The organism is Peribacillus alkalitolerans, assembly GCF_010882125.1.
GTDB classification, from domain to species: domain Bacteria; phylum Bacillota; class Bacilli; order Bacillales; family DSM-1321; genus Bacillus_BN; species Bacillus_BN alkalitolerans.
The window spans coordinates 111638-138399 of sequence record NZ_JAAGVZ010000003.1 but is presented as its reverse complement, the minus strand read 5'-3'; the positions used below and the strand labels follow the sequence as shown (position 1 = coordinate 138399).

16 protein-coding genes and 2 pseudogenes are annotated in these 26762 nt (G+C 37.6%); 8 read left to right on the top strand and 10 right to left on the bottom strand.

Annotation, left to right across the window (positions count from 1 at the left end):
• Nucleotides 1-61 precede the first annotated feature (61 nt).
• From G3O09_RS05015 to G3O09_RS05005, 3 genes are read right to left on the bottom strand one after another with little or no spacing between them, the layout of a single operon-like run.
• The gene (locus tag G3O09_RS05015) at nucleotides 62-1186 is read right to left on the bottom strand and encodes a Ger(x)C family spore germination protein (protein WP_205439608.1); all 1125 of its coding nucleotides are present in this window, start codon (nucleotides 1184-1186) and stop codon (nucleotides 62-64) included.
• A complete protein-coding gene (locus tag G3O09_RS05010) occupies nucleotides 1186-2298 on the bottom strand; it encodes a GerAB/ArcD/ProY family transporter (protein WP_163100392.1) in 1113 nt (370 codons plus the stop codon). The genes G3O09_RS05015 and G3O09_RS05010 overlap by 1 nt, the downstream gene beginning before the upstream one ends.
• Nucleotides 2299-2308: 10 nt before the next feature.
• Nucleotides 2309-3853, bottom strand: coding sequence for a spore germination protein (locus tag G3O09_RS05005; protein ID WP_420850325.1), 1545 nt, complete (start codon nucleotides 3851-3853; stop codon nucleotides 2309-2311).
• 179 nt (nucleotides 3854-4032) lie between these two features.
• Between G3O09_RS05005 and G3O09_RS05000 the strand changes: the two genes are divergently transcribed.
• Nucleotides 4033-5022: a DUF3231 family protein gene (locus tag G3O09_RS05000; RefSeq protein ID WP_163100391.1), complete on the top strand. Its 990-nt coding sequence runs from the start codon at nucleotides 4033-4035 to the stop codon at nucleotides 5020-5022.
• A 99-nt stretch (nucleotides 5023-5121) separates the two neighbouring features.
• On the opposite strand, the pseudogene G3O09_RS04995 reads toward G3O09_RS05000, so the two are convergent.
• Both G3O09_RS04995 and G3O09_RS04990 read right to left on the bottom strand, forming a co-directional pair.
• Nucleotides 5122-6705: pseudogene (locus G3O09_RS04995) on the bottom strand (bifunctional metallophosphatase/5'-nucleotidase).
• A gap of 98 nt (nucleotides 6706-6803) precedes the next feature.
• On the bottom strand, nucleotides 6804-7160 hold the full coding sequence (locus G3O09_RS04990; RefSeq protein ID WP_163100390.1) for a winged helix-turn-helix transcriptional regulator: 357 nt from the start codon (nucleotides 7158-7160) through the stop codon (nucleotides 6804-6806).
• 302 nt (nucleotides 7161-7462) lie between these two features.
• On the opposite strand from G3O09_RS04990, the gene G3O09_RS04985 reads away from it, so the two are divergent.
• A complete protein-coding gene (locus G3O09_RS04985; RefSeq protein WP_163100389.1) occupies nucleotides 7463-8659 on the top strand; it encodes an MFS transporter in 1197 nt (398 codons plus the stop codon).
• Between the two features lie 50 nt (nucleotides 8660-8709).
• Here the strand turns inward: G3O09_RS04985 and G3O09_RS04980 are convergent, their stop codons facing one another.
• The 4 genes from G3O09_RS04980 to G3O09_RS04965 all read right to left on the bottom strand — a co-directional run bounded on the left by G3O09_RS04980 (nucleotide 8710) and on the right by G3O09_RS04965 (nucleotide 13003).
• Nucleotides 8710-9453 carry a YwaF family protein gene (locus G3O09_RS04980; protein ID WP_163100388.1) on the bottom strand — a complete coding sequence of 248 codons (744 nt, stop codon included), beginning with the start codon at nucleotides 9451-9453 and terminating at the stop codon, nucleotides 8710-8712.
• 252 nt (nucleotides 9454-9705) lie between these two features.
• Nucleotides 9706-10311: an NUDIX hydrolase gene (locus tag G3O09_RS04975; RefSeq protein ID WP_163100387.1), complete on the bottom strand. Its 606-nt coding sequence runs from the start codon at nucleotides 10309-10311 to the stop codon at nucleotides 9706-9708.
• Nucleotides 10312-10639: 328 nt separating this feature from the next.
• Nucleotides 10640-11092 carry a CarD family transcriptional regulator gene (locus G3O09_RS04970; protein WP_240338352.1) on the bottom strand — a complete coding sequence of 151 codons (453 nt, stop codon included), beginning with the start codon at nucleotides 11090-11092 and terminating at the stop codon, nucleotides 10640-10642.
• Between the two features lie 1011 nt (nucleotides 11093-12103).
• Nucleotides 12104-13003 (bottom strand): LysR family transcriptional regulator, encoded by a 900-nt coding sequence (locus G3O09_RS04965; protein ID WP_163100385.1) that lies wholly within the window; start codon nucleotides 13001-13003, stop codon nucleotides 12104-12106.
• Between the two features lie 842 nt (nucleotides 13004-13845).
• Between G3O09_RS04965 and G3O09_RS04960 the strand changes: the two genes are divergently transcribed.
• From G3O09_RS04960 to G3O09_RS04935, 6 genes and pseudogenes are all read left to right on the top strand, one after another.
• Nucleotides 13846-17055, top strand: a complete 3210-nt coding sequence (locus G3O09_RS04960) for a DUF7402 domain-containing protein (RefSeq protein WP_163100384.1) — start codon at nucleotides 13846-13848, stop codon at nucleotides 17053-17055.
• A gap of 351 nt (nucleotides 17056-17406) precedes the next feature.
• Nucleotides 17407-18390 (top strand): HupE/UreJ family protein, encoded by a 984-nt coding sequence (locus G3O09_RS04955; RefSeq protein WP_240338343.1) that lies wholly within the window; start codon nucleotides 17407-17409, stop codon nucleotides 18388-18390.
• Between the two features lie 112 nt (nucleotides 18391-18502).
• Nucleotides 18503-19175, top strand: a pseudogene (locus G3O09_RS04950) (IS6 family transposase).
• Between the two features lie 534 nt (nucleotides 19176-19709).
• Nucleotides 19710-22487 (top strand): LamG-like jellyroll fold domain-containing protein, encoded by a 2778-nt coding sequence (locus tag G3O09_RS04945; RefSeq protein WP_163100382.1) that lies wholly within the window; start codon nucleotides 19710-19712, stop codon nucleotides 22485-22487.
• A 247-nt stretch (nucleotides 22488-22734) separates the two neighbouring features.
• Nucleotides 22735-23841 carry a HupE/UreJ family protein gene (locus G3O09_RS04940; protein WP_163100381.1) on the top strand — a complete coding sequence of 369 codons (1107 nt, stop codon included), beginning with the start codon at nucleotides 22735-22737 and terminating at the stop codon, nucleotides 23839-23841.
• Between the two features lie 791 nt (nucleotides 23842-24632).
• The gene (locus G3O09_RS04935; protein WP_163100380.1) at nucleotides 24633-25250 is read left to right on the top strand and encodes a DUF3267 domain-containing protein; all 618 of its coding nucleotides are present in this window, start codon (nucleotides 24633-24635) and stop codon (nucleotides 25248-25250) included.
• A 180-nt stretch (nucleotides 25251-25430) separates the two neighbouring features.
• Here G3O09_RS04935 and G3O09_RS04930 read toward each other — a convergent pair whose 3' ends face one another.
• Nucleotides 25431-26666: an IS110 family RNA-guided transposase gene (locus G3O09_RS04930; protein ID WP_163100379.1), complete on the bottom strand. Its 1236-nt coding sequence runs from the start codon at nucleotides 26664-26666 to the stop codon at nucleotides 25431-25433.
• Between the last annotated feature and the right edge of the window lie 96 nt (nucleotides 26667-26762).

The window sequence follows — 26762 nt, the reverse complement described above, 5'->3', positions numbered from 1 at the left end:
CTCGTATTTTAGAAACACAACCACCTTCGGTTAATGGAAGGTAGTAAGGTTCCTTTTTCTTTTATTCCACAATTCCTGTCCGTATAATGGAGAAATCGACTTTTACATTGACATGGATATCTTTGTACATGTCGTGCCATTTTTTTTTAGTTAATTTAGATCTATATACAGAGCTTCTATACTCTTCACCAAATCCGAAAACATCTGAATTCTTTGATTTGCAATATTTGATAATGTCTTTTATTTCTTTCTCGATTTTCTCGTTCAAACTCTTTTCTAAACGTTTGATGTTTCTTGGATCTTCTAGATTAACTCCACCATTGATTTCCAGTAACCTCGCATTTAGCTTTACTTTCAAATCAAAATCGAGCTTTTCTTTATCCTTTAGCTTGATATCAGCTTTACTTCTTAGGGTATCCAATACTATTGCAATTTCCTTTGATTTGGATTTAACTTTAGGAAGCGAAGGGTAATCATCCTTATTTAATACCATTTCGAAGTTTCCAGCTTTATAACGGTCATTTATTAGTTTGACAAAAAAACTTTGATTAGGAGTGATTTTTCCAACGAGCATATCATCATGAAATACACCAAGCCCAGTTATTTTTACATTAGGACCTTCCATTTTCAGTATAGGCATGACCAAGTCCTGACCAGCTGAATAATATTTGTGTAATGTCTCTTGTAGCGAAGTAGATGGAATTTGTTCTCCTCTAATATTTTGGTCCAATTCTTTGAAAATGATTTGACTGATGTCTCCACTTTTTTTTGTTCCCTCTAACAACTTTTTTGTACTACCTTCGACGACAGCCAAGTAGACAAGGTCACTGATTGAAGAGTCTCTTGCCAATGTATCAGCAAGTTGAATAAACCCATTTTTTGCAAGCTTCTCATTATAAAGTGCCACACGAAGCTGTCCTGATTGTAAAGTTTTGGGAGTTTCTAGGTTGGCCTTCAACCTTGCTCCTTTGCTGGTTAATGATTCACTAGTTACTGTGGTTACGTTTGGAGAAGTTTCGGGATTTACTTGTAATAAAGATATAGTCGCAATGATTTTTCCATCCTTATTTTCTTCATAACCAACTGAAGTAATGATACCGATTTTTTCAAGAGTTTTCGCATTGGTGCAACTTGTGCAAATGATCAGGAGGAATATTAGTATTATCATGTTAAGAGGCTTTACCATCATGAATTCTCCTTAGTTGCGGATTTGAATTTTCTTTTTATCATCGTAACTATGTAAAGAAGAATCGGGTAACAAAAAACGATATAGAAAGAATAGTTTCCAAATTTCCCGTTTACAGTGTTGATTTGGATTCTTGTTTTCATCAATACGGTAGCTATCAAGATAAAAATGGAAAAAATCCATACTACTTTCTTTTCATTAAAATTAAAAATACGATTCATACCGCGGGTTGCTGCCCAAAGGTAGAGCAACATATTCGGCAAAATAATAAACATCCAGAAGGCGATTGCCACATACTCCATACGTTCCATAAAAGGAAAGCGAATTATTTTAAATAAGGATAAAGAACCCCAAATAGTCCTCTCTAATTGTCCACCACTAAAGTAAGCCAATGAAACCAGCATGACCGCTAAATAGACAAGGGTTGTAGAAAATAGCGCAAGCTGAGTATATTTTTGAACCTTGTCTTTTTCTTTAACATATGGGTATACAAAATATAAGATTTCAAAGCCCAGAATCGTAAAAGTCATTCTGTGTGCTCCCAGTAATAGTTGTTTAATATTGGATTCAAATAGTGGGAGGAAATTATCGAAATTGGCAAATTGTAATGGATACACAAGTAACACAAGCATCCAAAGGGAAAGGACTATACTGAAGAAACTAATTCCCACTATGACCCTTATTCCACTGGTAATGCCGTAAATGACCAATACAAGCAAGGTGGCAGATAAGAACCAGGTCGATAATTCAGGGAAAATCCAAGCTTGTACCACTTCAATATAGTTACGCAACACTAATATAAATGCCATTAAACAATAAATGATATATAAACAATTTAATAAAGTACCTATCCATTTTCCAAAAACATCATACTGAATTCCATAAATATCTGCAGAATCATAATTTGAAAGGGTTTTGATCATGAGCCAAGCAATTATATGGGTGACAATCCCAGCAATGATAACCGAAACCCAAGCATCCTGTTTGGACTGTAAATAAATGATTCGCTGAAAGCCTTGCACACCGACCCCAATTTGGATGGAATGAACGATAAAAAACATTAAAAAAGCATTGACCATGAATTGAGGTTTAGGGGAGATAGAAATTTTCATGGTTTCACCTTCAGTTCGCATCATTTTGTGTTTTATTTTCTTTCGGGTTGTACTTTATTGATTCCTTAGGCCTTGATTGTTGAGGTCTATTATATGTAAAAACAAAAGGTAATCTAAAAATACTGTCCTTCCAGTCTCTGAGACGAGGAGGATAAAAAGGTGCCAAATAAGGTGTACCTAAACTAGATTGGCGTAATAGATGAATGAAAGCAAAGCAAAAACCCAAAAAGATTCCGTAGAACCCCCAAAAGCCTGCAAGCATGATTAGTGGAAAACGTATGATCCGTATTACGTTACCCATCATATAACTTGGTGTCGTAAAAGAAGCAAGTGCGCCTAGTGCAATGATGATAATGAGAATATTACTTGTGAATCCTGCTTGAACCGCTGCTGTACCAATAACGATACCTCCAACGATACCCATCGTTTGGCCAACTTTTGTTGGCAATCTCGCCCCAGCTTCTCGCAATAGTTCAATAATGAATTCTAGTAGTATTGCCTCGAAAATGGGAGGGAAGGGTACTCTAGATCTCGATTCGCTTAAAGGTATTAACAATGGTTGGGGTATTACTTCATAATGAAAGGTCAAAGCCGCCACATAAATGGCAGTAAAGAACACTGACAATAGCATAGCCAAGATTCTAAGAATACGAATAAAAGTGGCAATATGCCATCGGACATTCTGATCTTCCATGCTTTTGAAAAATTCAATGAAAGATTGTGGACAGCATATAGCTAAAGGACTTCCATCGACCAACACGGCCAGCTTTCCGTTTAACAGATTGGAACAAATCCAATCAGGACGTTCTGACAAGATCATTTGTGGGAAAATGGATAATGAATTATCATCGATTAATTGAGCTAACACCGAACTATCGATGATGCTATCGATTTTGATGTCAGAAATCCTTTGAGTCAATGTATGCACCATTTCTTCAGATGCAATATCTTTAATATATAAAACGGAAATGGCGGTTCTTGTCTGTTTCCCTAACTCAAAAGAAGTGATGCTAAGATTTGGATTGGTCAAATATCTTCTAATTAATGAAATATTAGTGGACAGACTTTCATTAAAACCTATTTGAGGACCTATCACTTGTGATTCATTTTCTGGTTTTGTAATAGATCGGCTAATGCTTGTCGTAATATTAGCTTGGATGATAAATGGATATCCATCCGTATGAATGATTACATTTCCAAGCAACAGTGAATGGATGGCTTGGTCAATGTTTTCAGTCCGTTTTATATCACTAATATTAAACTTTTTCATCAATTCAGCAGGCTTAAAATGGTCCATTGATTTCTTGATTTCATAAATAATCTCATCTTGAAGCAGGTTTTTATCTATGAGGGTATCGATGTAAACAAGAGTGGTTTGTAAAGTAGGGTGAACAATCATGACATCTGAACTCATCTGTATTCTCTCGCTTAATAGATCAAGAAATGCCCCTTTTCTGTTAGGGATATTTTTTTCAAGGAACTTAGACTGTTCTAGGTCGATTTGTCCAAAGTTGCTATTTCCAGATGTTTCACCTGCATTAACCAAAAATGTCACCTCTATGCTTGTCTCTTGTTTTTGCCCATTTTAATATTAAGGGTATTTTATCCAGTTATGAGAAAAATATGAGCAGGATAAAAATGAATGCAAATCGTCTTACACTTGAAGATTACATAATATACATTCTTTTGGAAAACGTAACAGTATCATCATTGTGTTTATTGGAGGATTTAATCATGAATCATTCTCACATAAAGTTAGTTGCGTCTGAAATTGCTGTTTTGTGGACTGCCTATATGAATGACAGTATGTCAAAATGTGTTTTAGGTTTTATGCTCCAGTATATTGAAGATACAGAAATCAAAAAAAGCGTTAAATCTGCATATAATTTATCAGTTTCTCACCTAGAAAAATTAGAAGCCATTTTTCTAAAAGAGGAATTTGCAAAACCAAACGGATTTACACAAAGAGATGTAAATATGAGTGCACCATGTCTGTATTCGGATACTTTTTGTTTAACGTATGTGAACCATATGGCGAAAACAGGACTCTTAGCATACGGTGGATTTGTTTCCATGAGTGTTCGAGAGGACATTAGAGAATATTTTATACAGGGTCTTACCGAGACCGCTGTCCTATATGATAAAACCATTCACATTGCTCTCTCTAAAGGGATATACATTAAGCCACCTTACATAGAAGTGCCGAATGAAACCGACTATATTGATACAAAGAAATATTTTAGTGGAGTGAAGATTCTTAATAATCCTAGGCCATTAAATTCTGTTGAAATTTCACATTTGTTCAGGAATGTCCAAACGAATGCAATTGGGGCAAAGTTAGCATTAAGTTTTGCCCAAACTTCACCTATGAAAGAAGTCCAACACAACTGCCTCCGAGGTAAGGACATTTCAGATAAGCATATTAAAGTATTTTCAAAAGTCTTAATAGACAATGATATTACCGTTCCAGGATCTCCTGATGTATGCATCAGTCATTCAACTACACAAACCTTTTCAGATAAATTGATCATGTTCCATATGTCTCTCCTTAATTCAATTGGAATGGGGAATTATGCTACTTCAGCTGCAGCGAGTCAAAGAAGCGATTTAATACTGAGTTATGAACGTCTTTCAATAGAGGTTGCTCAATTCGCTAAAGATGGTGCTTATCTTATGATTGAAAATAATTGGTTGGAGCAGCCGCCAGGGACGAAAGATAGGTAACAATTGGCAAAGAAGAAGGAATAATCAGTAATTGAACAGCGATAAAAAGAAAGAAGTGTGAACGTGAATTCACACTTCCTTCTTTTTGTAGAAATGGTATTAATAAACCACTTTCCAATTATGATCACAAGTAGCCCGGATCGTTTTACGTTCCAAAATATAATTGGCAATGATCTCAGTCATATCAATTTGTATTTCTTTAATGACAGGTTTGTCTTTAAACATGAGGAAATTCCCACCTCCTCCTGCACGATAGTTGTTCATAACAACATCATATTGCTCTTCCATATGAAGCGGCTGACCGTCTTTTTCCAGAGTCACGACTCGTTGTCCCACTGGTTTATTAATATGAATTTCGTATTCAATGCCTTCCCACATATCATAATTGTAATGCTGAGGTTTCGGCACCACAAACTCTGGATTTACCGTGATATTGTTGTTTTCGTCCAATTTAAAGTAGGTCGCACATTTCTCTAGTGCATCTTTAATATCCTGACCTGAAAGTCTAATTACTTTTAAAGTGTTGGGATATATATAGTTAGACACGATATCCCTCATCGTGATATTTTCTGGAAAACCAGCAAATTCATTATTGAACAGCGCAGTATTTGAGATGCTGACCCCACCTGCGTCTATTTGAACTTTATTGATGAATTCAATCATTGGATGATCTTTTAATCTAAGCTCCATCGCATTTGTGATCAACATATTACCCTGCAATTTTCCCATTGGCTGATCAAGTCATTCTTGCGTTTTGTCTTCAAGCTCTTGTGCCAGTACCAACACATTCTTATCCACTTGAACGGTTTCATCCACTTCAATTAACTGAGTTTTTTTACTAGATAATACCCATTTTCCATCCTGTTGCTCAAAATTAACGTGGACCTTACCAAGTGAATGACCATTAAAACTAGGTTGTACAATCGTCACTCCATTCAATTCTGTTGCTATGGCACGATGCTGGTGCCCCGTAAGTAAAACATCAATTCCTTCTATTTCAACAGCTATTTGATACCCTTGATTTTCGCTAGTCAATGATTCAGTAGGCTCTCCAGTTTCAATGTCTCGTTCGAAACCACCATGGTAGGAAACGACTAATAAATCGTACCTCTCCTTTGCTTGAAGATGCTTCACCCACTTTTTCGTGGTTTCCAGTGCATCATCAAATTGGATTCCAGTGATATTGCTAGGATTCTCCCAATTTGGGATGTAGTGAGTAGTCACGCCTAATACAGCCACACGAAGACCATTGTCAAATTCCTTAATAAAGTAAGGCTTCCCGAATAAGGATTCCTTTGTATGTTCATCCAAAATATTTGCAGACATCCAAGGGAAAGATGATTGGCGAATTGAATGTTGCAAAAGATCTAATCCATAATTAAATTCATGATTCCCGATGACTGCTGCATCATATTGTAAATAATTCAAAATTGAAATGATTGGATTTTCAGCATGATTCATAAACCTTGCGTAGTGGTATGTAAGAGGGGTGCCCTGAATGACATCACCATTGTCAATAAGTAAGGAAAGGGGATACTGTTCTCTCTCTTTTTTTATAATTGAAGCGATCTTTCCAAGACCTGAATTTGTCTCCATGTTATTTCCATAGTTAACAGGGAATATATTGCCGTGTATATCACTGGTTTCAAGTATGACTAGTTCACAAAGATCTATATTGCCCATTATTGTACTCCCTTAAGTGTATTAGTTAATTAGCGTACCATTTGAAGAAAAGAAATCAAGCAATACAAAAAGCCATGCATTCACCTCATGGCTTTTTATTATTCTCCTAAATCTGGTAGACACAGCACTTCATCTTTATTGGGATAAACTTTCTCAATATGTTGCTCACCCCATGTACAAAGGGAGTCTAAGATCGTTTTTAATGACCACCCATAGTCAGTCAGGGAATATTCGACCTTAGGAGGCACTTGGTTGTAGACCTCTCGAAGGATTACCCCATCTTCCTCTAATTCACGCAATTGCTGGGTCAACATTTTTTGAGTGATTCCAGGCATCAGCTTTTTTAATTCATTCGTCCGCTTTGTTCCTTTGATCAAATGACAAAGGATGACCACTTTCCATTTGCCACCAATCACATCTAATGCAGCTTCTACAGGTATATTGTACTTTTTCATATAGTAATATCCTCCAATTCGTTTCAAGCCTATAGAACTTGAAAGTGCGTACTTCTACCTAGGGTACATCTGCTTCAAACAGCAGGTGCGATAAGAATGATTAGGTGTATTATACCTCTAGGTTTATGTAGATAGTATAGGGTACTTTAATGTACCTATATACCTCAAAAGTATCTGCGGCACTTTAAAGTGCGTACTTCCACAATTGAAGTATAGGATTCATAATTGCAAACAGATAACCTGATGAAAGGCGCCTTCATCTATCAGCATTTACAAATCAACGTAATATAGGAGGAATTTCAGTGAGTTCACATATACTAGCAAAAGAAAATAACGGAGGGACATTTGCCCTTTTAGCATTAGCCATAAGTGCTTTTGGTATTGGTACGACCGAATTTGTGCCAGTAGGCTTATTATCAACCATTTCCGACGATCTCAATATATCCATTACATTGGCAGGATTATTAATATCAGGCTATGCGATGGGGGTGGCTTTTGGAGCACCTATCTTAACTGCACTTACGAATAAAATGAGTAGGAAAACATTGTTGATGTTACTAATGGTCATTTTTATAATCGGTAATTCAGTTGCGGCAATGTCTACAAGCTTTGGGTTATTATTGGTAGCCCGAATTATCACGGCTTTTTCACATGGTGTATTTTTCTCCATTGGATCAACGATTGCAGCAGACTTAGTTCCTGAAGATAAACGGGCAAGCGCGATCGCATTCATGTTTACAGGGTTAACGGTTGCGACGGTTACAGGTGTACCACTCGGTACATTCATTGGACAAACGTTCGGTTGGAGAGCAACCTTTGGTGGGGTAGCATTACTAGGTGTCATCGGAATCATAGCAAGCGCCATTTTAATTCCTAAAAATATTAAGGATGCTCCTCTATCAAAATTCAGTGATCAGTTGAAAATACTAAAAAACGGCCCTTTATTATTGGCATTTGCCATTACGGCTCTTGGTTATGGTGGAACATTCGTGGCCTTCACATATTTGACTCCGATTCTTCAAGATATTACTGGTTTTACACCTAAAGTAGTGAGCATTATTTTGTTAGTGTATGGAGTTGCAGTCGCGATAGGAAACACAATAGGTGGGAAGGCGGCTGATAAAAATCCATTACAATCCCTTTCTTGGATGTTCATAGTCCAAACTATCATTTTACTGATTCTAACCTTTACATCACCTTATAAAATTGTTGGGACAATTACCATTTTCTTATTGGGGTTATTTGCATTCATGAACGTACCAGGACTGCAAGTATTGGTCGTGAAGCTTGCGGAACGCTATGTACCAGGTGCTGTAAATGTTGCTTCGGCTCTAAATATTGCAGCTTTTAATTTAGGAATCGCCATAGGAGCTTTTGTTGGTGGCGTGGTGGTTGACACAATTGGACTGATTCATACTCCATGGATTGGCGGTATCATGGTATTTGGTGCGGTATTATTAACATTCTGGAGTGCCGCTATCGAAAGAAAAGCCAAATAAAACAGAGAAAGAACCACAGGAAATCCATTCTTGTGGTTCTTTCGTTATTTTTAGTTCCTTATTTCTCCAATTTCCTCGCCTGATCTCATAGTTTTCTTTTCTATTTTTTGTAACCAACCCATTGGAATATAAGATAAAAATAGTAGTAATATTGCAGCGATTTCAATAAAGATATAATACATCATTCCACTTCCGAAAAATGTTAATAAAGTTTTGCTTTCCAACGATGGACTCATTAAGAAAAAAAAGTTCGTTCCAAGCAGTAAATTTAATATAAAGATTGGTACGGCAATAATGTTCAAAATTACATAACTAGATAAAATGGCACTCTTTGGAACTCGATAGCCTTCAAATAGAATAAAATACAAAACGGACAACGTAATAGCTGAATGCTGAAGGAAATATCTTATGAAGCGAAAATGGGGAAATTGGTGGGACATATCAGGTGTAATCATGCTAAGAATAGGAGGAAGAAAGCCAATGAAAAATAAGAAGTTGAATACTTTGTTATTATTTTTCAAAAATAAATACAATGATAAATAGGTACTAAATGAACAAAGCTGTAAAGGTAGATGACCGACGTTCCATTCTCCAGATAGGACAAGCCAAAATTGTAAGGAAATGACACATCCTAGTAAAATACTAAAAAGTGTCCATTTTATAAATGTTTTATAAGCCGCAATTTGTTGTCGATAATACACTAACACAACACATGTGATGAAAAATAGAAGTAATGTAACGATATGAGGGGGAGAAAAAAGCTCAAAAGCGCGCATTTCAATTACAGAATACATGATGTCATCACCCTTTTTATTCGCCTATGTGCAATATAATCTCATTGTATTCATCTTCACACACAAATGTCAGTGTATATATTTAAACTAAAGCTTGGTGACAGTCACCAGGAAGAACAATATTCCTGTTAGGTGAATGTCACTTATTTGCAGTCATTACGATATCTTATTAGGATTATTTCCTTTTATGCACGTACCAGAAATTGAAGTCTAGGCGTAAATGAACCACTAGAATCTCTAGTGGTTCATTCGTCATTTTATATGAGCCTTAATCGATTCCGCGACAATTTCCAAATAGGAAGGTTTATGTGGTACGAAATCTTTGATGGTGACCATTTTTGAAAATGGAATTTCCTGCAGAAATCCATCTATTTGGATTTCTGTTTTTTGTCCTAAGCAAAGGTCATAATAATCATAGAAATCTGCTTTGGCAATACCAGAAACTTCTTCTTGTTGAAGTTTAAAAGTAGGGGAGACTGAACTTTCATATAAAAAAACATGGCTAAATTCATTATCTATTAAGCTATCAGTAATAATCGGATTCTTGATCACTCCGAGTGAAATTAATTCTTCAGGAGTCACTTTAATTCCTATTTCTTCTTCCACTTCCCGTATTCCATCCTCGATTGTTTCGTGTGCTAATAGATGTCCTGCAGCTGTAATATCTAGTAAACTGGGATAATCCTTCTTTTCATCACTTCGAATTTGAAAATATATATTGTAGGAATCCGTTTCTTTTTCTATCAACCAAAAATGAAACGTCTCGTGCCAGTATCCTAGTTTATGTACATCTGTGCGTGATGCAACGCCAATTTCACGGTGTTGTTCGTCAAAAATTTTTAATAGTTCGGTTTGCATGAGATTAGCTCCTTAATCTATTCCAGAATTTACTATATTAATTATAACAATACATAATGAAAAGGGAGTAAAAATAAAGGTCCAAGAATATTTGATATATATAGGAAGATTTTGATAATATAATTCAAAATATGATAATAAATCGGGGCATTTTGATAAAATATAAGCCCAGTTTGATAATATCCTAAAAATGGTCATTAAAGAGGATTCTTTCATTCGTGTTTTCTGGCTCAATTTTGAAGAAAAACTAAAAAACCCCTCCATCTGCCTCAATTAGAAGGCAGATGGAGGGGTTTTAGCAGCTTATTGCTTCTATGATGAATTCTGTTTATAGAATAGTGTCTGGTTCAAGTACTAGTAAATCAGTTGCTTCACTTTGTGAGATTCCTTTGACTAATCCTAATTCACTGATGAAGAATTTCCGAGCGTTTTCAAGCATTTGTTTTTCGCTTGAGTTCAATGCCTTCGCTTTATTAAGACGAGATAAGTCACGTACAACTTCCGCACCATCTAGGATGTTCCCGGTTTTCATTTTTTCCATGTTTGCAGTATATCTCTGCTTCCAAGAAAGTGAATGATCCGTTTCTCCGTTATAGAAAACTTCCATGACATTTTCAAGTGTGGTCGTATCAGAAATACTACGAATACGTAATTTTTCAATGTTCCCCATAGGAATCATTACTTGCATATTATTGATTGGCATTCTTATTACGTAATACTGTTTTGTTTCTCCGAGAACTTCCTTTTCCTCAATGCCTTCGATTACACCTGCACCATGCATTGGATAAACAATACTATCGCCAATTTGAAACAAATAATCGACCTCCCTAAGTGGTTACCTCATTAAGAGTACCACAAAAGTAGAAATATATCAAAACAAATTATAATATCACTAAATAAATAAATTTGTCAATAAAAATTTTAGAGGCTACATTAATTGAGAATTACTGGTCCCTCTAGGCTATTTTGAACATCTTTCAGAAAGGTATGTAATTCATTATTTCATAAAACCTTTTTCGACATTGAAGTATAAAAGTGGATAATGGATTAAGCCATTTTAAATAATAAGGCACTATGGAGAGGCCGGTTCTTTAAGTGTAAGTTATTGATTGATGAGAATGTTAACAGACAGTATATGCGTCTATAGAAAGCTGAATTAGCAACGCGAATAATAGAAGTTGAGCAGTATATCGCAGAAGGAAATCAAGAGTATTAGAAAAAGTTATTTGAAACATACGAGGGTTAGAAATTAATGGCTCTGTTAAACGTTGGTATTGATTTTCTTCTTTATAAACTCGTAGATGAGAAATCCCAGAAAGTTATCGGTGGAGCTTATCGAGATTAGGTAATATCCTATTGGAATAAATGGTTGCGGTAACTAAAAAGATTACTGTTTATAATGGAATTTTGATTCAGGCTTATGGTGGAAAAGGGCCCTGCTAAAGAGAAGGGCTTTTTTTTCAGTTGTTCAAAAGAATTTTATGTCAAGGGCACCTTTTTAAATGGAATTAAAACGAATGTATTATGAATGGCTGCAAAGAACTTCCTCGATTGTCAATCGAACCGAATTTTGACGTGCATATCTTTAACTCGGATCCCGAATAGCTTGATGGGAGTGAACTACGATAGGGGAACGCGTCCGTGCAAATGTAAGAGACTGAGTTCTATATTTGCAAGGGCTCAGGCTGTTTAATTTTGCTCTAGAAACGGTGGTTATAATAGAATCGGAAATATTGTTTTAGAGACTTTACCTCTTCAGACCTGTTAAACGGGTTCTTTAGCTCTCTATAAATTAAATGCATTTTTTAAAATTATCTAAAAAGGCATCCATAAATTCCTTATATACTTTCGTTAAATTTTTCGTTTCTAAATAAATAAGCCAGAAATCTACTGGAAAATGTTTTTCTTCCTTTAATGGAATAATTTTTATATCCCCATTCATAACCATTGAACTTTTTTTAATAGAAAAATCATGCAAATACAAGATGGCTTGACTTTCTGCTACCAACTTATAAAGGAGGCTGTTGCTATTCGATCTAACTAACACTTGATTTAAATTCGGTTTTGTTAATTTTAATACCTTTTTATAGTCAGATGAATTATACATCACTAATTTTGAATCTTTTAATGCACAAAGTGTTACATAATCAAGATGATAAAAAGGTGAATTTTTACCAACCGCTATACAAATATGCCCTGTATAAATATGTTCAAAAAGAATATTTTTTTCTTTTTTTAACTCTTCTAAAGAAGCAGGAATTAAAGCAAAGTCAAAATTTCCCTTGTTGAAATTCTTAATAATTTCTGTAGGGTTTTGCTCTATTAATTCAAATGTAATATCGTTATTTTCTGAATTAAACTTTACCATTGTTTCTTGAAGTATAAAAGTAAAGGCAGGAGCAGTTAAGATTTTTAAATGAGTTTGATTGCTATTTTTTAACTCGAAAATTTCTTTATTTAGTTCTTTAATGGTGTTTAGTAAACTCATTGCTTTAGAAATTACGATTTTACCTTCAAAAGTAGGAGTAACTCCTTGTTTTGATCGGTTAAAGATTTTTATTCCAAGCTCATTTTCTAACTGGGTAATAGATTGACTCATCCCTGAAGTTGAAATAAATAATTTTTCTGCTGCTTTTGAAATTGACCTCTCGTTTGCAACATTTACAATATACTCCATTTGTTCAAAATTCATCATTCCACCTCAACTTAATCAAATTACATCATTATATTTTTATAAATTCTACACTTGATTTTAATTTTTAAAAAAGAAGATTCGAAAATCTGACCATAATCTAATCGAGCCCTTTTATGTACTGGGTGAATTTAGATTGCAATTAAATTTCTCCTGTATCTAAAAGTTCCCCCCTCACTTTTGTCCGAATCGGTACGGTTGTATAAATGAGAATTCCATTTATTTTTAGCCCGGTTCCACCGATCGGGTTGATATACGGTGAACTTTATTACAAACTGCAGAAATTTATTTTAAATTCACACCCTTCAGAATCAAACTTGCTTTTTTACTAAATTGTAAGTGGCAAATTTTAATAGAGAGTAAATCTAATGTAAAAGTTTCATAAATGGGTTCTGGGGCAAAAAGAATAAATTGCTTTGCTAGTAGTATCTACAAGTCATTTTAAGTTTTACTTAATACGGTATGAAGATTTATGGAATATATTAAACGTTTCGAACCATGATACGCTTCTTTCTGGCAAGGGACACGCCCTCATTACTTAAAATCAATGTTCATTGCCTCGTATTTTTATTCAAAATTATTAAAAGGCAAAAGGGAGAGGAGAAAAATGAAAAGAGTGGAATGGAAAAGGCAACAAATGATACTCTACATGCAAAAAAAAGGAACAACAAGATTCGACGTGAACGGGGTCTAGTTGTCAAAACGCAAATTTTTCACGCTAAGCGATCAAGTATATATAATCCTGATTTTGAACCCCTCTAAGGGACCTCTTAACGGCCTAAGCAAGACTACAAAAGGCCATTTCATATTGAGTATTACAAAGAATTACAGGAGGTTTAATTATGCTATTTCTTAAAAGGTTAAAAAAGCCATTTCTATCACTCATGCTGGTGAATGTAGCTCTGACGGGTGTAGTAGGCAGTACTTCGGCAGAAAGCTATACAGCAGTGACTGAAAACACTACGGAAGATCCTATCTTCAGCTTCATGTCCATGTCGGACACGCATAGCGATACGGGTAAAACGGCTAAAGCTGTAACGGAGGCTAAAAATAATAATGCAAGTGCAATCGTTTTAGCCGGGGATATAACCAATGTCGGGGATAGCGGTGAATATGACGCCATAAGAAATGCTATCGATTCTGTAAAAGATCATCCGCCGGTGTATTATGCAATGGGAAATCATGAATATGATTGGCAGTCGGATTATAATGTAGCGAAGAACAGATTTATAGAAAAGGCAGGAATACCAGAAAAGAAGGTGTATTACCACCGGGAAATACAAGACTATGACTTTATATTTTTAGGGTATGATACGAAACCGTCCTATGCCGCGTATATGTCCGACGAACAGTTAGCCTGGTTGGAAAGCACGCTTGCTGCAAATGCTGAACCGGACAAGCCGATTTTTGTGTTCATGCATGAGCCTATTCACCAGACCGTATCCAAGTCATATTCTTCGAATGGTTATTATCAAAAAACTACACAGGATCAGGAGTTCCGAAAAATCCTTAAAAAATATCCACAGGTTATTTTAACAACAGGACATCTTCACGACGATACTAAGATACAAGGCAACATGTACGAGGATAAATTCACTGCATTAAGAGACGGTGCCGTTTTAAATAATCAAGCTATGATGTTTGATGTATATAAAGACAAGGTGCATATAAAGGGAAGGGATATAAGTACAAAAAAAACCATATGGGAAGGTACTATGAGTCTGCACCCGAATACAACCGGCATGTATGAAGCCGAGGATAGTGTGTTCGCATATGCTACCTCTGGCGACGACATAAATCCGTCCGGCGGCAAGTATGTGAATATGAACCATGGAACCGCATATATCGAGACGCTCAAGGTTGACGGAGGAGCTTCTGGCGGCAATAAAATATTGAAAATAAGGTATGCTACCGATGCTGCCAATGCTACCAAAGGATTATATGTAAATGGAGCCAAAGTACAGACGCTCAGCATTCCGACTACCGGAAGCATGAGCTCGTATAACGAATTGGCGGTACCTGTTGAACTGAATCCGGGTCCAAATAACAAGATCGTCATACAAAGCGATGGCAACGCAGCGGGCGTGAATATAGATAAATTCCAAATTATGGATGTTAACAACCCAAAACATATGTGGGGATTTAACGACAATGGCAACGACAGTATCAAGAATGGGATTAATGCAACCTTGCATGGAAGTGCTGCCTATGATAAGACGGATAAAATGGAAGGTTCAGCTTCGCTCAGCCTGAACGGTGCTGACGGTAATTATGCAAGTGCAGATCTTGCATCCAACAAACAGAACAATGTAACCCTAACAACCTGGGTGAAGTGGAATGGTGCAACCTCAGGATCTCAACAAATATTGTCCAACGGAGATGGCCTTACCAATGGATATTCAATCATGCTGGATCATAACCAGGGTGACAAGGTATCAATCGCGATTAACGGTCAGACGATCCTGGGATCGCAGACTGCTTTGACGGCGGGCCAATGGACCAATATCACGGCGGCAAGAAGAAGCGGCACCTGGGAGCTTTATATCAATGGCAAGAGCACACCGGTAACCAATAATACAACAGATCCTTCTAAGCCAACAACGGGAACGTATATCGGTGCAGACAGTAGAGGCCAACAAAGCTTCAATGGACGTATTGATGCTGCAAGAATTTACTATCAAGCTTTGTCTACAGATCAGATAAAGGCGATTGCCAATGAGACTTCTGACGTTACGTTGAAAAGCATCGAAATAACTAAACTGCCAACAAAGTTGAATTACCTTCAGGGAGATGGGGTGAATATAGACGGGCTGGTTGTGACAGGCACTTACAGCGATGGAACAACAAAAGTGGAGAACGTAACGGATGATCATATTACCGGCTTTGATAGTGTCACTCTTAAAGAAGGAGCGCCAATTACTGTGACTGTAGGTGGAAAGACAGCCAGCTTTAATGTAAATATTTTAGATGTAATGCCTGGTTCAGCTTCGGTGCCAGGAAGGATAGTAGGTGTAAACTACAATTCGAGAAAACCGGATTCTGTATTTAGAAATTTTCCGAATAATGATGGCGGACGCGCATGGATAGTGATGAATTTAGAAAAAGGCGCATGGATGGAATATAACGTAGATGTGGCAAAATCGGGACTCTATCAAGTAAATTACAGGGTGGCAACATGGCGTCCTGCAGAGGTTGAATTCCAGGTAGATGGAGTACCTCAAACGAGAACCCCATTTTCAACCGGGAGTTGGAATTATGACACTTTTTCTTCCGATACGATCAAACTGAGTGAAGGCTCACATAAAATAAGGCTGAATGCAAATACAGGTTTTTGGAGATTGAACTGGTTTGAATTGACAGAGGTTCAAGAAAAAAAATTGAGCAGCATCACTGCGCCTGCTGACATAACAGACGTGGCAATCGGATCGGCGAAGACAGCGGCAGCTCTTGGATTGCCCGAAAAAGTAGCCCTTGTAACCGATGGGGGAAATGTGAATGCCAATGTGAATTGGGATGTAAATAGTGCAAGCTACGATCCAACTGCCACGACGGCGCAGACCTTCACGGTAACAGGAAAAGTAACTCTGCCTATTGGAGTCACAAACCCGAACAGCGTTCCATTGACAACGAGTATTAGAGTAACTGTTAATAGGATTCCAGTGGGGACCGCCGCAGTTACCGCTTCATCGATTTACAATGCCAGTTTTACTCCCGACAAAGTGTTTGATGGCATAGGGCAAGCGGTTAATGGCGAATGGGCCTCCAAGGGAGAAAAGAATCCATGGATCCAGGTGAATTGGACGACGAATCAAACGTTCAACAAGATTATCTTTCATGATCGGCCCAACACAACGGACTGGGCGCCCGGCGGAACGCTTACCTTCAGCGACGGAAGCACTTTGACGGTTTCAGGAATCCCGAATGACGGGAGCGCTTATTCTGTTACTTTCCCTGACAAGACAGTGACATGGGTCAAATTCCAGGTATCCGGTGGAAGCGGGGCAAATGTCGGTTTGTCGGAAATGAAAATTTTAGCGCCGGTGGATAAGTAGAATTAAACTTTGAGGAAAAGAGTTCCCGCGGCAAATACTTGCTGCGGAACGCTCAATATTTAGACGCTTAATATTCATTGACACAATTACGATTCGCTTAAGGGATTAGTTTTAAACTTTGATGAAAAGAGGTCCCGCGGCAAAATATTTGCTGCGGGACGCTCTATATTTAGACCTCAATATTTATTGACACAATTACGATTCGCTCCAAGGGATTAGATTTAAACTTTAATGAAAAGAGGTCTCGCTTTGAAACTACGTGCATTCCTGTCCTTATTCATAGTCACCTTAATATTTTGTGCGAATGCCAGCACTTCATTTGCCCATACTGACAAAAGTAGGGGTTACTCGGTGTTAAACATTAAAGGGAAAACGATTGAATATGAACTTTTTCTTGATCAAATAGACATGCTGGAACAATTTGATACCAACAAGGATAAACAGCTGGAGAACGAGGAATTGTCCTCGCAGATAGAAAGAATCGAATCGGTATTACAGAAAGATCTTCGTATAGATGTGGATTCGAAGCCCTTAACGATGGAAATGCTTTCGATGGAGTTGGCAGAAAAGGCTTCCACGATCGGCGTAATGTTTAAACTAAGGTTAACCGCCGAAGAAGCGATCGAACAATTTAATCTTCATTACGATCTGATGTTTGAAGATGCGCCTCGGCATACGAATGTACTGTTGGTCCATTCAGGGGAATTTTTCTATCAGAATATTCTTGATACCAAAAAAAGAGATGTTCAGATCACCATTGCTCAGCCTGAAAATATTGTTCAGCCTGAAAGTGAATCCGTGCTATGGAAATACTTTGTACTTGGAATCGAACACATTTTGATCGGGTACGATCATTTGCTGTTTTTGTTATCCTTAGTATTAATTGCATCTCGCTTCAAGGATGCGTTGAAAATTGTTACTGCTTTTACAATCGCCCACAGCATTACACTGTTCTTGGTGGCCACCGACCGTATTCAGGTCAGTTCGCATTGGGTCGAAGCCTTGATCCCCCTGACGATCTGTTATGTGGCAGTGGAAAATATATTTGTTCAAAAAGCGAAATGGCGGTGGCAATTGACGACCTTATTTGGCCTGATTCACGGTATGGGTTTCGCCGGGGCTTTGGCTGAAACAGGACTTCCAAAGAGCAATCTGATTGGCTCACTCCTGACGTTTAATTTAGGTGTGGAAGCGGGCCAGCTCATGATCCTAAGCCTATTACTTCCTTTCTTGCTATGGCTGCGAAAGTTCCCATGGTATCGTAAAATGATGATCTCAGCGTCTTGTCTTATTTTTGTGCTGGCATTTTATTGGTTGATTCTAAGACTGCAATGAGGCTATGATTTGAATAATACGAGAGGTGCAAAAACTTGAAAATATCTGCAAGTAATCTCCCAAACTTGGACTTACTGATACTAGTACTCTAAAAAAGGACGTGATGATCAGTATGGAAAAGCAAAATCTATTCAAGTGGAAACATTATCAACCTGATATTAGTTTATTAACCGTTAGATGGTACCTACGTACAACCTCAGTTTTCGTGATTTAGTCGAAATGATGGAAGAACGTAGACTATCTATGGCTCATACAACCAATATGCGTTGGGTTCATCAATACGAGTACGACGTTATCTTAAGATCACCAATGAGTCCTAGAGAGTCGATGAAACCTATGTAAAAGTCAAAGGTCAATGGATGTACCTATATCGTGCCGTTGATTCAGAAGGGAATACCATCGATTTTTATCTAAGTAAAGCAAGAAATAAACAAGCAGCCAAGCGCTTTTTTAAGAAAGCCTTGGCTTTTTCGCACGTTTCTAAGCCTCGTGTGATAACCGTAGATAAGAACCCAGCTTATCCCATCGCTATCCAAGAGTTAAAAGAAGAAAAGCAGATGCCTGAAGGCATCCAACTAAGGCAAGAGCAGGATCATCACATCATTAAAAAACGAATTCGCCCGATGCTTGGATTAAAGTCCTTGCGAACTGCTAAACGAATTATTGCGGGGATAGAGGCTATGCACATGATCAGAAAAGGACAGACTCTCCAAAGGTAGAAGTCTGTCCAAAATCTTAAAAGAATAGAAGAATTCATTCATAAATTGTTTGAATTAGCTTCATAAGCTAGCAATTTAAGGAAATTGACACTCTATGTTTCTATCGAGTATTTTTTGCACCAGAATCTATTAAATGTGTTTTAAGCAATTTTAGATCAGGATGATATTCAGACCTGACAGGGTGAGTCCGCTTATTTTGAATATTCGTTAAATCCTGTCTACACAGGATATAACTTTTGAACTATATAGTTAAACCAATAGTTAAACCAATGATCAATATTGCAAAAATTTACGTTAGATCTACACTCTATTAATATTTGTCCCTTACAATTTAGCAGATATGCAAATTTGATTCTGGAGGGGGCGGTTTTAGAATAATGTCCGGCCAATAGAATGTATCAGTGAGTTGATATGATAAATTGGGTGGAAATCTTGTAGCAAGAGTTGTATAGGATCAATGCTTGCGAATTTAGCTTAACGACTAGGGAGGGACAACAAGATCCGACGTTAACCATTTCCTAATCTAAAAATGTATTGAACGGTGTGGAAGATACAGTCGCGGTAATCGTAGAAAATTAGAATTCCTGGAGGTTTTCTGTAGTGAAAAGAATTATATCCATTTCCCTTGTAATAATGATGTTATTCGGTATGGTATCGGTCACCACATACGCAGAAAAAGATAATGCCAGCAAAGATGCCAACCCCCTTATTGCATCGATTAAATTTGATAATAATTTGAAGGACGCTGCAAATCAACAAGATTTGATAGCAAAAGGGAATTATAGTTTTGTAGACGGTGTATTACCCGGAACCAAAGCTCTGCACTTAGAAAGCGGAAATGGCAAATATGTCAGTACGCCGCAGAGCTTGAAATTTGGAGAAGAGAGTTATACCGTATCCTTCTGGTATAAGGGCGACACTAAAAATAATAATGTCATATTATCGAACAAGGATTTTAGTAACGGCTCTAACGCAGGCTGGGCGATTTACACATCAGCCAATTCAATCAACATGAATTTTGGATTCCCGACTGCAAAAGTAAAGAACATTTCCTTTGGGCGCAACACGTTTGATGCTTCCGATTGGCGTTACGTGACATTTGTTGTAGACAGAGATAAGATGCTCGCGTCGCTTTATATTGATGCTTACAAAATGGCTGAAACTTCGCTGAGGCACGGATCTTTAGATACGTCGAATCCTTTAAATATAGGTAGCGACGGATTGGGCAACCACGGCGGCAATTCATTCGATATCGCTGATCTGATGATTTGGAAAGGCGTATTAAGCACTGATGTAGTTCAAGAGAATTATAATAGTTACGCTGGACATGAAGTAGATATGAACGCACTTAACGACACCATATCAGAAGCAAGTGCAATCGTAGAAGACGGTCGCGGCGAAGGCTTCAGCAAAACCGATTTTGATTATTTGAAAAAGGCTTTGAAATATGCAAAAACGGTTGCAAGAACGCAAAAAGTAAAATTCTATACACAGGAAACCATCAATTATTACGAACGTGAACTAAACAATGCCATATTCATCTATCAAAAAAGCAATAAAACATTAACTCCCTCCGGTTTAAATGTAACTATAAACAGTGACACGGAAATCAGCAGTAATCCCGCTGCAATCGCGCGTGTGGAAGACGATATGAGAAAAGCCATGAGCGTGTTCCCGCAGTCCGATGTCATGTTGATTCCCGGCGACGTTACCGGCGGTAACAAAGCCAGTGAATATGTGTGGATGGGTGAGCTTACAAACGTATACAATAAACTTCAAAGTGAGGGTTTATTTGACAAGACGGAGTTATTAATGGTAAGAGGCAACCATGATATGGGCGGCGCCGAAAACCTAATACCTATCGGTTCGGCCGGCGCGTGGAACGAAGCAACGCAATCGTACGATAACAATTTCTTTAACAGTGCTTATCGGGTCAAGGTAAAAGGATACAATATTGTCGGTTTTGACGCAAATTACAATAACCAAAATACGGTGGGAAAAACCCAAAATTACCTCAAAACAATAACAGAAGAAGAGGATTATGATTCAACAAAACCCATATTTGTAATGTCTCACTTCCCTGTAAGCGGAACCGTGTGGGGATCGAGATGGAGCAGCTCGGGAAGTAATGCTGTAGGTAAATATATTGCCGACAATAATTTGTCGCAGGTGTTTTATATGTCAGGCCATACGCAATACGACCCGACAGACGAACGTTCTCTCCATCAAGGTTCAGCTACGTTTCTCGATTCCGGTGCGTCGTCATATTCTAGTTATATTGATGACGGTCCGTACGGCGGATACATAGAAGGCGCATATATCAAGTATAAAACCACACCTCGCATCGTGAATTTCTTAGAGGTTTACGGTCCGAAAATTATCATCAAACAGTATAATTTAAGTACGAATGAATTTGTAGGCATACCTCGTGTAGTAAACGCTGGCGAAGGCAAAAATGCCTTTACATACAGCAGGAACGATATAAGAGAACTTATACCTCCGCAGTTTGATGAGGGTATTACGGTCGATTCCATCAAGAGCAACGAAGTTAATTTTACGATGAAGCAAGCAGAAGATAATGTACGTGTGTTGGAATACAATGTTGAGCTTATCAACAAGCTCACCGGGGATGTGGACAAATCGTTTAACAGCCTTTCGCTGCCGTTAGACAAACCATTCGATGAATACAGGCAATATAAGATTACAGGTTTATTGCCGAAAACGCCATATTTACTCAGGGTATTCGCCGCGGATTCCATGTATAACCGTTCCTCCCAGGACATTGACATTATAACGGAGGGTGTTAACTTAAACAGCATCACTGCGCCTGCATCGGCATCTGCGAACAACGGAACGGCCAAGACAGCGGAAGCTCTTGGATTGCCCACAGAAGTAATTCTTGCAACCGATGGAGGAAATGTGGACGCAAGTGTGACTTGGGATTTAAGCGGCGTTAACTACGATCCGGCTATCAAGACAGTGCAGACCTTCTCGGTGCCAGGGACCGTAACCCTGCCTTCCGGAGTTGAAAACCCGAACAGCGTTCCATTGACAACAAGTATTAACGTAACTGTTCAAGCAGTTGGAGTGGCTGCAGGCCAAATAACACTAGACAAATCCCAGTACATCCAAGGGGAAGCTATTACCCTATCCTATACTGGGGCAGCGTTAAACGGGAAAGATTGGGTCGGCATCTACAGAACCGGAGCTGTTCCTCCAGGTGCCGGTGCATCTTTGCGATGGAGTTATTTAAAGTCTGGATCTGGAAGAGTTAGTTTAAACAATGGACTGGCCCCTGGCACTTATGATGCACTCTTTTTGCTCAATGACGGTTATACGGTAGTGGATCGTAAGACATTCCAAGTCGTTCAACCGTGACTTTAAAGAGCCTAACAGTGCCCGTATCCATCCAGGGATTGGCCAACGGACCAGCAAAGACGGCAGCAGCCCTTGGTCGGTAATGAAAAGGGGGAGATCCATTTCTCCCCCTATAATTATTGATGAATTCAGGATTTACCACATTAGGAACTATAATTGTTACGCAAGCCTGTGACATTCCTGTTACAGGCTTGCATAGCAATTCCTTCTCTACTTGGTCCATTTTATGAAAAGAGGTCCAGAAGCAATGAATTTAAGAACTTTCCTCTCCTTGTTCATCATCGCATTAATTTTGGGGACTGCCACAACTTCATTTGCGCATTCCTCAAGTATGGGTTACTCGAAGCTATACGTTAAAGGGAACCAGATTGACTATGAACTTTTTCTTGATCAACGAGACTTGCTTGTGCAATTTGATACCAACAAGAATGATAATCTGGAAAACGAGGAACTGCCCTCGCAAAAGGACGGAATCGAATCGTTTTTACAGAAAGATCTTCGAATAGATGTGGATTCGAAACCCTTAACGATGGAATTGCTTTCGATGGACGTGACAACAAAGGATTCCACAAGAGGCGTAGTGTTTCAAATAAGGTTAACCGCCGATGAAGCGATCGAACAATTAAATATTCATTACAATCTGGTGTTTGAAGATGCGCCTGCTCATACGAGTGTACTCTTGGTCCATTCAGGGGAATTTTTCTATGAGGATATTCTTGATATTAATAGAAAAGATATTCAGATCACCTTTCCCGCAGCGGAAACTACCGGAAGCTGCAACGATTGCGGCCATAGAGCTCAGTCCGAGATTGGCTCCGTCCTGTGGAAATACTTTGTACTCGGAATCGAACACATTTTGATTGGGTACGATCATTTGCTGTTTTTGTTATCCTTAGTATTAATTGCATCTCGCTTCAAGGATGCGTTGAAAATTGTTACTGCTTTTACAATCGCGCACAGCATTACACTGTTCTTGGTGGCCACCGACCGTATTCAGGTCAGTTCGCATTGGGTCGAAGCCTTGATTCCCCTGACGATCTGCTATGTGGCAGTGGAAAATATATTTGTTCAAAAGGCGAAATGGCGGTGGCTTTTGACGACCTTATTTGGCCTGATTCACGGCATGGGTTTCGCCGGGGCTTTGGCTGAGACAGGACTTCCAAAGAGCAATCTGATTGGCTCACTCCTGACGTTTAATTTAGGTGTAGAAGCAGGCCAGCTCATGGTTCTAAGCTTATTACTTCCCATCTTGCTATGGCTGCGAAAGTTCCCATGGTATCGTAAAATGATGATCTCAACATCTTGCCTTATTTTTGTTTTAGCATTTTATTGGTTTATTCAACGTCTGCAATAAATCGTAGCCCAAAACATGAAAAAATTGCCAACCATATGACCGGAAAGGCGCGAGAAGTGAAATCTTTTTATTTTGTCTTCTTGGTTACCCTACTAATTGAGCCATTCCTATGAGGGGATGCGTAATGCAATTTCATAAGTAGGAGGCTACGAAGTTTCCGGAATGGTTGAAGCGAAAAGCTGACGGCGATACACCGATCATGATCAACTCAGTGAAAATTAAAGGAGATAGCGATAGTACTTCCCAAATTTTCAACTTTAGTGGCAGCGTTACAAAGTGAAAGTATTTGTGCTTGAATCATTTGACTTGCGATGATTTCTGTGATGCAACTTTATTTCGGAAAGAATTTGTAGAATGAAAAATTCAACAAATTAAAAAAGGCGTTTGGAAATTTCTTGGTGATACAAAAAAGGCAAAGGTATACGTAAAGTTGAAATGAAAATGATTTAATAAATTATTTAATTTCAAAATTTGTGAAGAATTATACTTAAGCTAACGGTGGCGTTGGTTGAAGATCAGAGCTGTCATATAGACAGCTTTTATTATGAGCAAAAGGGGCAGTTTAGTGGAAGAAGTGGTCAAGTTAGGAAACATTAAAAAATGATGTGTTTTCTTATGAAGAAAGTGCTTATTTAATATTATTCATATCTATTTTTAATTTGTTTTATAAAATCAGAAGCAACGAGTGAAGGATATGATATTGTCGTGCATATTAATGAAAAAGGGTATACATCCAAGTTGAAGAAAGATATGATTGGTAAAATATGTATTTAAATAAAGGAGGTACATAAATGAAAATACAAAATAAATTGCCGAAAAGTAACCCGAGTTTACATTTAGAATTAATTAACGATAGATGGATTCCAATGAAAGAACCTAAGAATTTAACAAATGCTATTTTGTTATCTATCCCTTTAATGATTATCGCTGCAATCATCTCTATTGGGGTAATAAATATCTTTTCCAGTATTTCCTTGAGAGATTTTGGACTAACACCTAATGCAATAACAATAACAATTAATTTAAGTATTATTTTTTTGCTAGTCTTACTTTTAATATTTCACGAATTACTTCATTTGATTTTTATTCCCAATTTTATTAAATCAGAAAAAACATATGTCGGATTTACTCTGTTCGGGGGTTTTGTGATAACCGAAGAAGAGATTTCAAAGTCAAGATACATTTTCATTACAATCGCTCCTTTCTTAGTTATTTCAATAATTATGCCACTAATATTAAGTTTATTTGGACTATTAACAACGACATTAAAATTCTTGATAATACTAAACTCAATGGCATCATCAGTTGATTTACTTAATCTTCTTCTTATAATTAAACAGGTACCGAAAAATGCAACTTTGAAAAGTAATGGACCAAAAACTTATTGGAAAAGCGTACAAATGAACTGAATTTTCTTAGTAAGTCATTTAAGTTTGTGAAGAAATGTTCTTAAACAAAACCAGCTAATAGTTTGTCAACATTTTTCAATGAAAACTTAAAATCTAGCATGATATACTAATAGGCATGCCAAATAACCTTCCTCTATCATGATTTTGGAAGGTTTTTCATTGCTTTGATAAGTTTAGGAACTATGCATCATCTTGGAAAGTGGTTTTGTTCTTTAATAGGGCAAATATCCATTGTAAAAGTTTGTTTGCACAAGCAATTACAGCTACTTTAAAGAGTTTACCTTCACTACGTTTCTTATCGTAAAACTCTCTTAATCTCTTGTTTCTAGGGATTATTTCGTCAGTAGTCTTCTTTTTACGTGAGTCTCGAATCCCAGACCGGACTGCCATGTACAAGGCATGCCTCAACCTACTTGAACCTCGTTTTGTAATGCGGACTAGAGTAGCTTTAAATTTTCCGTATTCAAACACTTCAGGATCTATGCCTGCAAATGCAACTAGTTGTTTAGGGTTATCAAACCGGTCTATTTCACCAATTTCGGAAATTATCGTGGCGGCGATTTTCTCTCCGATTCCGGGTATAGATTGGATGATTTTATATTCTTCAATATCTTTTGCGAGGGTATCTATCTCTGCTTCTAACTTTGATAGATGCTCTTTATATTGAAGAAGCATATTAATGTACATATCCAAACTTAATAGGTGGCTCTGATATAAATTCTTTTGAAATGGATTACGAGTTGCCGCTTCTTTAAGAAGTTGGACCTTTTCATCTATCCATTTTTTTGACCCCTTCTTATATAATTCCTTAAGCCTTGTGCCTAACTTTTCTTCACTAACCATTAAAATATCTTCTGAGGAAGGATATTCATGTAGGATAGCTAAGGATGCGATTGAATATAGGTCACCAAAGACTCCTCTATATTCAGGAAATACCTGATCAAGCACCGCCTGAAATTGCAACTTAGTTTGAACAAACATCTCGGTTATATTTGAATGCTGCCTAGTAAGATTACGAAGGTTTAATAGTCTTATTCCACGTTTTTTATAGGGCTCTAAATCCTCTTTATAGTAAAGTTCACATAGACGGTAAGCATCAACTGCATCTGTCTTTACTTTACGTAAACTAGAAGCTTTCGCCTTATGTGAAATAAGAGGGTTAACAATGATTAATAAATAAAAACGCTCATCTAAATACTGAACAACTGGTTTATGATAGTGTCCTGTAGATTCTAAAACTACCGGAGGTTGTTGACCAGTGACCTCTTTAATCTCTTTCAGAAAATCAAGTAACATCTCTAACCCTTCTATATCGTGTTTAATACTAAAGCTCTTACCATAAGGCTTTCCTTTCTCTAAAAACCCTTGAACTTCACTTTCCCCTTTTGAGACATCCAGACCTACGACTGGATCCATACTAGATCTCCTCCTAATTTCTTTATTTGCCGGATACCCCTAATCCTTCTTGTAGTGTCATAGCTTCGCTTGTTATACGAGATCATTGTCCCAACC